The sequence below is a fragment of the Nostoc flagelliforme FACHB-838 genome, assembly GCF_014698065.1.
Taxonomy (GTDB): domain Bacteria; phylum Cyanobacteriota; class Cyanobacteriia; order Cyanobacteriales; family Nostocaceae; genus Nostoc; species Nostoc flagelliforme_B.
The window spans coordinates 1-14,325 of sequence record NZ_JACJSI010000156.1 but is presented as its reverse complement, the minus strand read 5'-3'; the positions used below and the strand labels follow the sequence as shown (position 1 = coordinate 14,325).

At 40.3% G+C, this 14,325-nt stretch carries 12 protein-coding genes and 1 pseudogene; 8 read left to right on the top strand and 5 right to left on the bottom strand.

The genetic code is table 11. The annotated features are described in order from the left end of the window. The 8 genes and pseudogenes from H6G97_RS34340 to H6G97_RS34310 form a co-directional block, all read left to right on the top strand. The coding region (locus tag H6G97_RS34340; protein ID WP_190944879.1) for a PDDEXK nuclease domain-containing protein at positions 1-736 on the top strand (736 nt) is incomplete at its 5' end. 31 nt (positions 737-767) lie between these two features. After that, entirely contained in the window at positions 768-908 is a 141-nt protein-coding gene (locus H6G97_RS34335; RefSeq protein WP_190944882.1) for a hypothetical protein, read from the top strand. 141 nt (positions 909-1,049) lie between these two features. Continuing rightward, entirely contained in the window at positions 1,050-1,955 is a 906-nt protein-coding gene (locus H6G97_RS34330) for an SMODS domain-containing nucleotidyltransferase (RefSeq protein ID WP_199349849.1), read from the top strand. Between the two features lie 34 nt (positions 1,956-1,989). Further along, complete coding sequence (locus H6G97_RS34325; RefSeq protein WP_190944878.1) at positions 1,990-2,541, top strand: SLATT domain-containing protein; 552 nt, start codon at positions 1,990-1,992, stop codon at positions 2,539-2,541. Positions 2,542-2,630: 89 nt separating this feature from the next. Continuing rightward, positions 2,631-2,918, top strand: a complete 288-nt coding sequence (locus H6G97_RS56475; protein WP_479684974.1) for a carboxysome distribution maintenance protein McdB — start codon at positions 2,631-2,633, stop codon at positions 2,916-2,918. Positions 2,919-3,050: 132 nt separating this feature from the next. After that, positions 3,051-3,530, top strand: coding sequence for a hypothetical protein (locus tag H6G97_RS34320; protein WP_190944877.1), 480 nt, complete (start codon positions 3,051-3,053; stop codon positions 3,528-3,530). Continuing rightward, positions 3,523-5,763 (top strand): Z1 domain-containing protein, encoded by a 2,241-nt coding sequence (locus H6G97_RS34315; protein ID WP_190944876.1) that lies wholly within the window; start codon positions 3,523-3,525, stop codon positions 5,761-5,763. Before H6G97_RS34320 ends, H6G97_RS34315 begins: the two co-directional genes overlap by 8 nt. Before the next feature lie 315 nt (positions 5,764-6,078). After that, positions 6,079-7,374: pseudogene (locus H6G97_RS34310) on the top strand (IS4 family transposase); the annotation flags it as partial. Positions 7,375-7,562: 188 nt separating this feature from the next. Here H6G97_RS34310 and H6G97_RS34305 read toward each other — a convergent pair. The 5 genes from H6G97_RS34305 to H6G97_RS34285 form a co-directional block, all read right to left on the bottom strand. After that, a complete protein-coding gene (locus H6G97_RS34305) occupies positions 7,563-8,627 on the bottom strand; it encodes a tyrosine-type recombinase/integrase (protein WP_242055604.1) in 1,065 nt (354 codons plus the stop codon). Between the two features lie 432 nt (positions 8,628-9,059). After that, complete coding sequence (locus H6G97_RS34300; RefSeq protein ID WP_190944874.1) at positions 9,060-10,643, bottom strand: hypothetical protein; 1,584 nt, start codon at positions 10,641-10,643, stop codon at positions 9,060-9,062. Positions 10,644-11,266: 623 nt separating this feature from the next. Beyond that, on the bottom strand, positions 11,267-11,620 hold the full coding sequence (locus H6G97_RS34295; RefSeq protein WP_242055602.1) for a response regulator: 354 nt from the start codon (positions 11,618-11,620) through the stop codon (positions 11,267-11,269). Between the two features lie 224 nt (positions 11,621-11,844). Next, the gene (locus H6G97_RS34290) at positions 11,845-13,290 is read right to left on the bottom strand and encodes a hypothetical protein (RefSeq protein ID WP_190944873.1); all 1,446 of its coding nucleotides are present in this window, start codon (positions 13,288-13,290) and stop codon (positions 11,845-11,847) included. Between the two features lie 44 nt (positions 13,291-13,334). Then, positions 13,335-14,325 (bottom strand): group II intron reverse transcriptase (locus H6G97_RS34285; RefSeq protein ID WP_190944872.1); only part of this gene is annotated, 991 nt, incomplete at its 5' end.

Genomic DNA, 14,325 nt, shown 5'->3' with positions numbered 1-14,325 from the left:
AATTCCTTGGGGGCATAATGTTCGTATTTTGGATGCTATCAAAGACATAACAGCAAAGCTATGGTATGTACAAAAAACCTTAGAAAACGGTTGGAGTCGAAATATTTTAACTCTACAAATTAACAATAGACTTTTTGAACGTCAGGGGAAAGCTGTTAATAACTTTGATGTTATATTACCCTCTCCTCAATCAGACATTGCTAGAGAGACTTTAAAAGACCCTTATGTTTTTGATTTTTTAAGTTTAGGAGAAGCAGCACAAGAACGAGAAGTAGAAAAAGAACTTGTTAAACACATTACCCAATTTCTTTTAGAATTGGGTGTAGGATTTGCTTTTGTTGGTCAACAATATAATTTAAAAGTAGGAGATAATGATTTTTATATAGACTTGCTTTTCTATCATGTTAAACTACATTGTTTTATAGTAATTGAACTGAAAACTGGTAAATTTAAACCTGAATATGCAGGAAAAATAAATTTTTATCTTTCGGCAGTGGATGATTTGCTCAAATCTCCTGTAGATAGTCCTTCAATTGGTTTAATTTTATGTGCAAGTAAGGATAATGTTATTGCTGAGTATGCACTGCGTGATGTCAATAAACCAATTGGGATTGCTGAATGGCAAACTCAACTTACTAAGTCATTACCAAAAGAGTTACAAACCAAGTTACCAACTATTGAGCAGTTGGAGGCAGAACTGGAGAATTTATCTGTAGAAGTAGAGGATGAAGAATGATTAGAAAATATGAAAAGTTGAATTTGCAAGCATGGAGAAACTAACTGATGATAAATTAGCTTTTGATGATGCCCGACTCATTGCCGCTGAAATCCTATCAGGAGAAAAAGCCGACGACCCGTTATACATCCCAGCAATTGAGAGAGTATGTCCCTTGTTTTTCTTGGAATAATTTATTCTTTGGAAGTCCCTAAGAAGTAGTCTGCAATGCGTTTACCTCCCTGATAACGAAATCGCCATTATGAGGAAGGTGCGGGAGTTCGACAAATGTATCTACAGAGCTTTGGATTGGCTAAACTATTAAGGGTAACTGATGATACTTCTATTTTTATTAGAAAACAAAGTGGGAATTACGGAGAAATTTAAACGTTTAATTGACAACTTACGTACTAACGATGACGAAATAATATCGATTCGTTGCAAACGTATCACAAAAAGAATCAACCTAGATTTTTGGAACAGTACTTCTGAAACACAACACATAAGATACTTAGGGTCTTATGGGCGTGGAACCGATATTAGAGAACATAGTGATGTGGATCTGGCAGTTCTGCTTCCTGGGACTGTTTATAGTCAGTATAACTTGTATATGTTCAACGGACAATCAGCTTTATTACAAACTGTTAAAAAATCTATCAAGACAACGTATCCTTTAACAGAAATTGGTGGTGACGGTCAGGTTGTCGTTGTACAATTCGGTGACGGAATTAAGTTTGAAGTAGTACCTGTTTTTCAGAACACAGATGGTAGTTTTACTTATGCAGATTCTAATAACGGCGGCTCTTGGAAAAAAAACAACCCTATAGCTGAGATAAGTGCAATTAATTATGCTAATACTTTATACAATAAGAAAGTTAAGCATTTAGCAAGAATGGCAAGAGCATGGAAACAGACAAATAATGTTCCAATAAAGGGTTTACTGATAGATACTTTTGCTTATAACTTTATGTCCCAATGGGAATACAATGATAAATCATTTCTTTATTACGATTATATGATTAGGGATTTTATGAAATTCTTATCACAAAGGGATAAGGCGCAACAATACTGGCAGGCTCCTGGTAGCTATGAACGTGTATCTCGGATAGGGTTATTTGAGTATAAAGCTGCTCAGGCTTACACAAATGCACTCGAAGCAATCTCATACGAGAACAACGGAAAATTATATAGCGCCAATTTAAAGTGGAAAGAAATTTTTGGTAGATTTTTCATAAATTGATTATATAAAATTTTTTAAAGGAGAAGTAGAGAATTTGACCATTAACTCAACCTTGGATTCAATAAGGGAATCTTTTGGTAGGGTAGTCTATACCCATAAAACTCATCAAAAGATGATTGATCATCTAAACTCGCGAGCCTATTGGATAAAAATGTCCAACATCGTAGCGCTAGTCTTGACTACCGGAGGGACTCTTACCCCTATTTTCGATATGATTCCGTTTAAAACAAGCCTTATTGCATTTACCTCTGCTTTCGCCCTTGGTGTTGCCGTTTATCAGCTAAGTTTTGACCCCGCCCTGGAGATTGAAGCCCATCGTAAATGCGCTAAACAATTATGGATTATTCGTGAGCAGTATATCAATTTAATAGCCGATATTAAAGATGCGCGATTAACAAATGATCAAGTTCGTGACCAAAGGGATGCTTTGGTAGCTCAGTTGGCTCATGTATATCAAGAGGCACCTGATACTAACACAAAGGCATATAAGGCTGCCCAAAAAGCATTGAAAGTTAATGAGGAAATGACCTTTTCGTCAAAAGAAATAGATCAGTTCTTACCAACCTATCTTAGAGAAACAAAATAAAAAATAGATCAAGGATTTGAATGCATTTTTGAAGCCCCATACATCAGTATTGAGACGTGTATTGTAAGACAGCATTGAAACAATAGTGTATCAAGGGTTTTCAAAATTTACTTAACATAACTTTACAACGTGCAGCAATAGTTCTAGAAAAAGACCTCGACCAAGAATTAACACGCTTTTGTAAAGACAGGGGAATCACAGTTGAGGTATTTCTAGAAGCTGCTTGGACTTTTGCTAATGCCGATAATGCGCTTTTTGAAAAAATTACTACAGAAGCCAAGCGCCGCTACGACCAACGCAAGCGGGTTGGGCAAATTAAACGGTTAATAACTATGTTGAGTAACTCGTCTAAAAAAGATAACGTATCGTCCCAGTAAAAAAGAGGAATAAAATCAGCGATCGCTAATCAAGTGCTAGTTCGGCTTAAAGAGTAGATTAATTTTATCGGTTTAATTGGGTATTTTAACTATAGGGATTATCCGTAACTCCTATCACGGATAGATTTGACCATGATCAATGATCGGGAATTCCTTTATGGCGCTGCATTTTTGCGACTAATTGATCATGGAGAGCGCCTCACTATAACTCACGCATCTTGGATACATTCCTCCATCTACCTAATTGAAACTGATAGCAGTAAATTGGCTATTCTCTTTAAAGTTTCCAAGAAACCCAAATCTGCATGGCCATTTACCTTAAGTAGTCAAGAAGAATTAGCCTTGGATACTCTGCATAATAAGTATCACGGTATTTCAGTATTTTTGGCATTTATCTGTTATAAAGACGGTATCTGTTGCATATCTCAGGAAAAGCTTTGGAGTATATTGGACAAAAATGTTGGTATTGCTGGTCAGCATATATCCATGTCTCGCAAGGCACATGGTAGTTATCATATAAGTGGCCCAGGTAGACAACAGATGGATCAGACAGTACCTCAAAATGACTGGCCTCGTGTACTTTTTTCCAACTTAGACAACACCGATGAGTAAGCTAAATATTGCAACGGATGGATATTGTATTAATAAGGTTATTGACAGACTTAAAAGCAAAATTGGGGATACAGCAGCAGAGCAATTAAAACAAACTGCTGTTGAAGTAGTCCAGAATTGCGTTGATGTCTACTCGACAACTTTTGGTTCTGGTGATGTTGGCACTACAGGTACAGGTATTGTTAGTCAGCCTCACAAGGGAAAAATAGCTGATGGTACTACCGGACTAATTTATGGCAAAGTCCAAAGCGGTAAAACTAATACTACTATTGCTACACTGGCACTTGCTCAGGCTAACCATTTCCGTTGTTTCATTGTGTTGACTTCTGATAATACGTGCTTAGGCGAACAAACTGCGGGTCGTTTTGCCGATCAACTTAAAGGTGGCCCGGTTGTTTTTAATTGGCAACAATGGAGAAATGATCCAGAAGACTTTGCAACTAACCAATTACTTGATTATATCAAAGATACTGGTGTTGTCCTAGTATCTACAAAGAATAAAAGTCACCTAGATAATTTGTTGAAAGTTCTCAAGTCTGTTAAAGCCAGTAGTGTGCCTACACTAATATTTGATGATGAAGCTGATAATGCCAGCCCAAATACTAACGAAGCAAAACAGGCTAAAAAAGGTAAAGATACAGTTCCAGATAGTGCAATTTTTGAAAAAATTGGTAATATTCGCAAAGAGGTAGCTAATCATATATATTTGCAGATTACCGCAACTCCTCAAAGCCTTCTACTACAAAATATTAATCATCCCTGTAAACCAGTTTTCTGTGCTGCTCTTCCTCAACCTGGTGATAGTTATATTGGAGGAGATTTATTTTTTTCAGACAACAGCAAATATTGCTGTACGAAAGTTGAACTAGAAGAGTTAGAACAATTAAAAAAACAGGGAGGAAAGATAAACCCTGGTAATAATTGGGATATTCCTCCCGGATTGAGACTATCTCTATGCTGTTTCTTCTTAGGTTCAATATATAAAATAAAATCTGCCAAAAATTCAGATGCTAAATACTCTTTTCTGGCTCATATTGACCACAAGCGCATCACTCATAGCACGTTGGAAAAGGTTATTCGTAGCTTTGTTGTGGAGCTTGATAAGGCTCTTCGAGGAAAGCTCTCTGCTACAAAGCGTGAAGAAGCAATTAAGTGGCTAAATCAAGCCTATACAGAGTTAAGTGAAACAGCAAAAAATCTCTCACCACTCAATGATTTAGTTATAGAGCTAGAGCATGAGCTACGAAATGCCATACCAAAGGTTATTGATGCAAGCAATCCAGATAAAGAACTAAAGTATAGCCCAGGAATGAACATTCTTATAGGGGGTAACAGACTTGGCCGTGGTGTCACTATTGAGGGATTAATGATTACTTATTACGGACGTGATGCCAAGCAAAAGACGATGGATACAGTACATCAGCACGCACGAATGTTTGGTTATCGTCAGGAATTACTTGATGTGACTCGCCTTTTTCTGCCTCAGCATATTTTAGAAGATTTCCGAGCAATTCATGAAGCTGATGAGGGAATGCGCCAAGCTATAGGTGATGACCCTAACAATATTAACATTCAGCCCGTTTGGGTAGGGTCAAAACTGAAACCAACTCGTTCTAATGTCTTAAATCCGTCAGCAATTAATGCTTTTACACCTGGGATAGCTATTTTCCCCCCTGATCCACTCTGGAAAGCTTCGGAAATTAAGGAGCATACAGAGCATTTAACCAAGCTTTTAGAGCCGTATAGCGATGAAGATATGCTATATGAAGTAGATATTGACTTTTTACTGAATATCTTATCATATATGCCAAGTCGCCCTGCTGGTAATTATCCCTGGGAGGATAAACGAGTTCAAGAGGTACTCAAGGCCATGAAGAATACGGCAGGTATTCAGCAGGGACGGCTCAATGTTCGTCGGGGAAAAGAAACAAAAGGCAAGGGACTTAGATTAAAAAATAGACCGGCAAAAGATGGGTCAGGAACGTGGAGAGGAACTTCTGGTTTTACTAGCCCTGAATGGGTAAATAAGGCAAAGCAAGAATATCCTAATGTTCCTACACTTATTGTCATTTTGGAACAAGGTAGAAAAGAAGATGACTGGGAAGGTTTACCGTTCTATCTTCCAACCTTGGTTCTACCTAAAAACAAGTTTGTCTTCATGTTCAATTACTCAGACACTGCTGAAGAATTGGAAGATAATATAGACTTGCAGGATTCAAAAACAAGTACGTGATGTAGTGATCGCTATACTAAAAACGGCTGATTACCATCGGTGATAGGTTAAGATAAAACGCATTTTGTCAATCAGTTAAAATACTCAAGACAACTATAAATGAAAATGATAATCGTGTGGGTGGGGAGAGGAAGAAGGCGAGCGTCGCTCGCCTCCTTCCTCTCTATTTGATTATCATTATCTTTAGTTTTTTAACAGCCGAAATATGAAACAAAAAAGTATTGTAACGAGAGAATAACTTTGTCAAAGGTGAGTTTCATTATTATTGTAAATTCAATAATTAAATGTGGTAATGAAAAGCGCTCATCGACTACCATGCCCAAAGCTGCAAAACGGAACTCCGACCACGCACAAAAACATCATACTCCTACCATAAATAATGAAGCGATTGCGTCGCATTTAGAAGAGTTACTAACTCCAGCTATCTTTGCTCAACAAAAATACTATAAACAGTTAGGTTTACGAGATAGAATTATAAATCTGTCCTTCATGGTAGCAGCAGTATTAACTTTATTATGGCGACAAGTTCCGGGAGTTCAAGAATTAACAAGACTTTTAGCAAGAGAAGATTTATTGTGGTGTCGTGCTACTAATGTTGCCCAACAATCTCTCTCTCAAAGATTTTTAGTTTTTCCGGCTGAATTATTTGAGCGAGTGTTTAAAGATTTATTACCTCAGTTACAACTTAATTGGCAGCAACGATTGAGGCGACCCTTACCAGATAGTATTAAGTTTACATTGCATAATTTTGACCGAATTTGGATAGCTGATGGGTCAACATTAGAAGCTTTATTTCGCAAGCTGAAAAGCCTAGAAGACTTAAAAACAGGGCAATTAGCTGGAAAAATTTGTACAGTTATTGATTTGGTAACTCGTTTACCTATTGAAGTTTGGTTTCACACTAATCCCGCCGCATCAGAGACGAATTTTGAAGCTTCATTACTGAGTTTACTACCTGCTAAAACTCTTATTTTACTTGACAGAGGTTTTTATCATTTCCAATTCTTGCAACAACTTATTAACCAAGAAGTCCATTTTATTACTCGTTTAAAAGCAAAAGCATCTATTAAATACTTAAAGATTTTTAGCTATGACCATTCGCTTAAAGATCGACTGATTCAGCTTGGAACTGTTCGTCGTGGCGCACCAATTTTAACTTTACGCTTAATTGAAATAAAGGTTGGTAAAACTAGTTATTCTTATATTACTTCTGTTCTCGATCCTGCGATTTTACCTCCTTATGTCGTGGCAGATTTATATCGAAGAAGATGGAGGATTGAAGAAGCTTTTTACTCAGTTAAACGTTTATTGGGGCTGTCTTATTTGTGGACTGGCTCTATTAATGGTGTCAAGCTACAAGTCTGGGCAACTTGGTTATTTTATGCTGTTTTAGTTGATTTGGGAGACGCGGTTGCAGACGAATTATCTCTACCATTCGACCGCATTTCTCTTGAGATGATTTATCGAGGACTTTATCATTTTAGTGTTGCCTATGATAAAGGTAAAGCTGATGATCCGATTAAATACTTTGCCGCCCCAGAGAATCAAGATTTAGGTGTGGTTAAATATCTCCGAAAGCCACTCTCCAAGCTGGATTTATCTCCTTTTCCCGCACCCTCTTGACAAAAGTGCAATCATTCTAACCTCTCACGAATGGCTGATTACTGGACTTTTGCCTAGACAAAGGAAATTTTGCCTGTTAATCTCTTAGCGATTTTAAAAGTAAAGCTCTAACCCGTTTTTAGTATAATTAAAACGGCTCAGACCATCGCTTAACTAAAACCTCTCCAGACACCCTATCAATCCAACCCATCCATCAATAGCTCAGACATTTCCAGTTGGTCGCGGTTGCGGTTATCGTCGTAAATCTGAAGTGTGTTCAATTTAGCGTGTCTACTGAGTTTCTGGGCTTTCCGCACATTGCCATCAGTCTTTTCAAGTACAGCTGTAATAGCACTATGACGGCAACGGTGCGGGGACATCTGTTTTTCAACACCAGCCCGTTTAAACAATCGCTTGACTATTTTATAAATGCCATCCCCAGTTAACCTGTGACCAGAATTTTGGAAGTCAACCGAGGTAAATAACGGGCGGGACAAAGACATTTCATCACCACGGGCAATCAGCCAGTCAGTAATCGCAATGACCGTGACTTTTGGCAGATTGACTGTCACTCGTACTTGCTTGCCCTTCCCAAAAATTGATAGCGTCCCTCTAGATGCGTCAAAATGCCTCAAGTCCAAAGTGCTAATCTCATTTCTCCTCAAAGCATTGCCCCACAGTAGCAGCAACAAAGCATAGTCCCGCTTCCCTGCCAAAGTCGAGCGATCGCACCCCTTAATGACTGTCAAAAATTCCTCGCCTGTACAACCGCTAGTGTCGCGGTAGGACTGCACTGGGATACTGTCCACATCCACAGCATAGTTGCAAACTCCCAGCTTTCGTCCAAAAGCAACCAAAGATTTAATTGCAGCTAGTCGACGGTTAATCGTGTTAGGTGCTAGTCCAGCTTCATTGAGTATGGATCTATATTTAGTCACTACCAGCGTTGCTTTGTGACCGTCCAGGTGTAAAAACTCCAAAATAGAATCCCGGTTAGGGCGCTGGCCCGTCATGCGAGTAAAAAAATCTGTGATATCTTTGCGGTAAGCCCGACGGGTTCCCTCACTATTTTTGGATTTAAGCAGTTCCTCCAACACGTCGGGGTTGGAGTCAATGGAGCCAGCAAAGTATGCCTCAATCTTCGCCGAAAGGGCATTTTCTAATTTTTGGACTACAACTAACTCGACGGATTCGCTATCTTTGCTCATGACTCCACCCAGGCTGCGGTATTGGGAATGGTGGTTTCCAATACCGAATACCATTATCCAGCTCTTAGGGCCTAGATGATTTTTAAATTGCTTCTACTATTTATTACTTGTTTTGGGCGTAAGCTCTTATTTCGGGAGAGGCTTCGCAGCGCCTGGGGTCAGAGTGCCGCATTTTTGCACTTTGCTTCGCAGCGCTATATCGGCGTAAGCTTCAACTCACGTTGGAATATTGAAAGTGCGATCGCCTACGGCGGGCGGTACGCCATCGCTAAAACCTGTTAATATTTTTTATCAACAATTCATTCTCAGGAAACCACATTTTGAGTCGGGCGTAAGCTCTCACCTTGAATAGCATAGTTTTCTAGTTTGTAGTGCTATACATAGCACTACGAGTTTTTGTCTTGCTCCGACGTAGCCCCAAAAAGTAGACATTGCTCTCACGCCCCACTCGAAGGAAGCGTGAGATGAATGCCAAAATTTTCTAATCTACACAGCAAAAACCAAGAAATCGGAAGCAGTTAAAAGAGGAGAACCCGCAATAGTTGCAAACAATCCTCCTGTACCAAAATCAGCCACTCCGTTATTTTGGTTGTAGAACAAGTTCCCATTGCTAGAGTTATAAACAATCTCTGCACTACTACCTTGGGCTAGAGAATCGCTAGTGACTACGGCAAAGTTAGAGGCAATTAATCCACCATTGCTAGTGTTGTCTAGAGCCGTAAAACTTCTTTTTGATAAACTGATTTTGTCTATCTCAGCTGCTGAAAAGTCACTAATTTGGTCTACACCGAAAGTAGCTATGGTGAAGGCTCTTCCAGTGCTAAATTCAAAAATATCTGAACCTGTGCTTCCTGTTAGGATGTCATTACCACCACCACCATTGAGATTATCGTTACCAGCGCCTCCCTGGAGAATATCATTACCTGTTCCACCTGTAAGGTTATCGTTACCATCATCTCCTTGAAGAATATCATCACCTGTCCCACCTTCGAGCCTATCGTTACCACGACCCCCTTTTAGGGCATCGTTACCAGCTTCCCCACTGAGATTATCCGCGCTAGAACCGCCGATCAAAGTATCATTACCTGCGCCTCCAGAGAAAACATTTCCTCCAGACGAACCACTGAGCGTGAATATATAATCATTACCCTCGTTTCCAAGAGCTATGTTGTTACCATTGCCAACATCTATGATGTCATTACCAAAAGCACCATTAACGTTGTCATCACCAGATCCCACATCAATATAATCATTACCATCTCCTCCGGTAACTTGGTCCTGACCATCACCTGTAAAGACGACTTGATCATCATCTGTACCTGTTAGATCAAAGATATCGTCGGGAGTAGCGGGATTATTTCCCAATGCAGTTATTATTCCTCTTGCACCAGCAACGCCTACTTTTATAGCATCAGCGATAGTTTCACTACCGCGTTCAAAACCTACTACTAAACCCCGTCCAAGGTCATCAACTAGCCCCTGGTAAGTATTTTTAAGGCCGACAACATCTTCTTGTACTATGAAAACAGGAATAATATTACTTGCGATTAGCCTATCTCTTAGTTGTGCAATAGCCGGATAATCTTCATCAGCATCGACTACATTATCTCCATTGTTAGGTCGAGTAATAGTAGAACCAGCCTGTGTTACACCATCTGGTGGTAGGTGAAAAGGAGCATCGGTAACTATTAAAGCAATGCGAGTTGAACCTGATCTGTAATTGGGATCGAAAGTTAGTTGCAGAAGCGCTTCTAGTTGTGCTTCCGGCCCATCACCACCATTTCTAATAGAAAAGGTAGAGCTATTGACTGTTGAAACAACACTATTGCTATCCCTTGTCAGAGCGAGGTCTTGTCGATAAACATAGTCACCACTACTACCAAAAGGACTAACTGGTTTATCTACAAAAGAGGAAACACCAAAGAAAGGGTCAGCACCAAAAATACGTTCTAAAATTGGGTTCCTTAAATTATCTACAAGTGGGCCAATGATCTCTCTGAGCCTGGGTAAGTCATCACCAAATGACCCTGATAAGTCTTGTAGCAGAACAATGTCAGATACTGGAGCCATAGTCTAAACCTCTGTAGTTTCAAAGAATTAGTCGTGTTGCAAAGTGTATTATCACCATTACAGCTTGATATTAACAGTATGTATAGATTTTAGATAGTACTTAAACTGAATAAAATTAATCTCTTTCAAAAAATATTTGCTTTATCCTTACTCAGCCTTGATTACAGCATTTTAAAGCAATTTCAGAATCATCCCGCCAAGAATGAGCAAGTGCTTTTTACTACAATTTTTAGGTAAGTAATTATACTCTGAGCAGTCGAGTCAACTGGTAGGGGGCTTTGACCGTTGCAGGGACATTAGGTTCTGAACCAGTAAGGAGATCGATTGACAGCGTGGGATTAGATAAGGTTGCCATATTTATCTCTTAAACTGCTTACATTTTGATATCAGCCCAAAACTCAAATTTTTCGCAGGAATTTAAATTTATTACAAAAGTTTACATACGAATTCTTAAACTACCGTGATCGCTTCACACTCAAGCGACCTGACTTTTCACGGGATGTGGAAAAGGAGATTGGTTCGCGATATGTCGTCGCGAACCAATCCTCTCAAAAAAGCAGGATACAAAACGTCTGGAACGTGAGTTTACAGCCAGATCCTACAGCTTTAAGTCATGAGTTTTGTCAGTCAACCAGGATGGCTAGTTCAATCAATTCTATATCAGCACTTTTGAGCATATAAGAATCAGCCCCATGACGGAAAGCTGAGTTAATAAAGTCTGAATGAGTCTGATTAGTAAAAATTACCACTTTACTATTAGTTTTCCTTTTAATTGAGCGAGTCAGTTCTAAACCACTCATGTCGGGTAATAGTAAATCAACTAACACAACATCAGGATTGGTCTGTTCAATTAACTGAAACCCTAGTTTTCCAGAAGTGGCATCACCAGTTACTTCTATATCTGGGGATTGTGAAATAGCACCTTTGATGCCTAGGAGCGTGAATATTTCTGGTTCAACAATTACTATTTTCAGCATGATTTTATTAATCCTCTAATAATAAATGGCTGTTTATCCGGTTATTTATTATTGGTGTCTAGCGGACACGTTTAAGACACTTGGTGTCTGGGCGGTGTCTGGGGTAGTGTCTGCTGGTGTCTGCACAGGATAAGGGTTTGGGGCTTTAGTGTCTGTGGTGTCCGGTGTCCTGTGTCCGCGAAAAAAGGGCGGTTTTGGGGCTAGACACCAGACACAGAAAGCAGTCAAATTTGATTGAGCTTGATAACACCCTCGGCTATCCAGTCCGCCAATCCTGCTCCCACAATTTCATACATCCAGCCCTTTATTTGTTCTACAGTGAATCTCTCACCGTTCACTTTAAAGTTGCCTTTGAACTCTCTTACATCAGCTTCTATTCGCTCAGTTCTAGTGAGATATTCATACAGCTTTTGCGCCTGGGGTGATAGTTTCTTAGGTTCATCTTGGGTGTCACCTGCTTTGTTACCAAGATTGAATTCCAGTTCATAAATCCGCTCTAAAGTGGCTTTATCGATGGTTGGCGGTTCATTAACTGTTCTAGATTCATCAAGCCGAAAATCAATTCGCTTGTGGTCTAATTTGGGCAATTCAATATCAATCCATTGCCCATGCCCAGGTAGCTTAATCCTACCCCTACCACTAGCTTTAGCTTCTGTGGTGATTGGGTCAATAGTTGCGATTAGTTCTACTTCTAACAGTGCCGCATCCCGAAGTTTTGATAGTCCTTTGGCTTTGGCTAAAATCTCCATTGTGCGGTCATGGGCGACAAACAAAGGAATCATTAATTGTTTGCGAGATTCAGTCATGGCACAGCGAAACCATTTACCAACAAAATCAGGGTCAGGCTTCCATTTTTCATCCGGAAAATCGTCTGGCATTGGCTCAACAATGTTATCTGTCCAGGTCGTAAACTCCTCAGCGACTACACAGAAATGTTGGTTTGTGTCTCTTAAGTGTTGCGTCCATTGCTCCTCAACCATTCCGCTTTCACGATAGGCTTTGTAACGGCGGCGCATTTCCGCCATGTACCATTGCATAAAGTCGGCTATTTCCCTGTAACCAGTAATCAGGTTTACCCCTCGCCATTCAACCTCAGTACCATGTGGGTCAAGTACAAAAATTTGATTCCAACCGGCTTGACGCTTATGCCAGATAATCTCTCTGGTAGTCCAGGATTTCCCAGCACCCATGCCACCAAAGATTAAAGTGGGGTAGCCGATGGTGTTTTTAATCCAGGGATATTTGTCACCAGGAGCGATTGCTTGGCTGTCTGCCCCAGTAACCTTATCGTTGGGGTCAATCGTCCCCTGTAGAGTCTGGCTACCTTGTAGATAGGGCGTTTTCATCTCGCGCAACTGCTTAATGTACTCCGCTTTCTGTTGCTCGGTCATCCCAGCCGTCTGCGCCTCAAAGATTGCGTCAGTTGCCTCCAATTGGGTGATTTCAATTTCAGTGTGAGCGTAAATCTCGGCTTTTTGGATATCCACAGTGCGATCTGAAGCGATTAGATCCAGGTCAGCTTGTAATTGGACTTCTGCGATCGCAACATCTCGGTAACTCTCTAGTAGCTCGGAACGTGCGGCCATCTCTGCTCTTGCTGCGTCCCGTTTTTGGGCGATGTCTTCAAAAACTGCTTTCTGCTTCTCCTCCTCTTGGCAATGGCGGAGCATCCACCCCGCAAGAGCAAACCCCAGGAATCCCCCAAACGATTAAACTAAGCGAAACTCTCACGAGTCCCGCTCGTCTTCAGAACCGGACGTGAGACTTTCACCTCATCCGGCTCCTCAATGACTTGGCTCTTGCTATGAGTACCTCTACTACCATCGTTGGCAGTTTTACTGTCATGGCAGTGACGATGCAATGCTTGGAGGTTGCCGTATTTATCCTTTCCGCCAAGGGATTTGGGGGTGATATGGTCAACTTCGATTAAATCGTCTTCCCTAAAGTACAATCCGCAGTGAGCGCACTTACCCTTTTGTTCTTTCAAAAGTTTTGCAACTCTCGTAGTCACTAGGGGGTGTTCTCCTCTTCTAGAACTCCAGTATTTCAGGTTTCCATCAAATGGCGATGCTGTCCCCTTAACTTTGATATGTCTAACAATTGGCTTGCTAGCATGGCTGATTAAGGTTTCGGCTACAAGACCATCTCTAGTTACTGAGAATACCCAATTATTCCCGCCTACGGTATGCCAATACTTATTGGCTACCCATGACCCAGATTTACCTGGGTGGCGGCGATTCGCCCATCTGGAAAGCTTTTGATACACTAGATTGTCAAGCTTAGAGAATGTTTCTTTGCTTACAACTGTCGAATAGTAGTTGACCCATCCCCTAATGACGGGGTTAAGTTTTGCTATTAGTGCAGCTTGTGGGGCTGATTTGTGAGCGTCGATAATTTCTGCGATTGCGTCGTAGTGTTTCTTAATCGCTTTCTTACTGGGTTTGATGAATGTCTTAAATCCTAGCTTTTTACCGTTGGATGACTTCCCTGAGTGGTTGTCATTTACCTCATACTGCCTGACGTTGAATCCGAGAAAATCAAACCCGGAGTCTTTATGGTCTTCTGATTCTTTTTCTGGGATTATCGGGTTTAGTAGAGTGTGACCAATTCTGGTCTTGCTAGGACTTAATTCTAGACCCATTTTTGCTAACCACTTTGTGACCAAATCTCTCATTTCGATGATTTGAGATTTTTTGTTGGCGAGG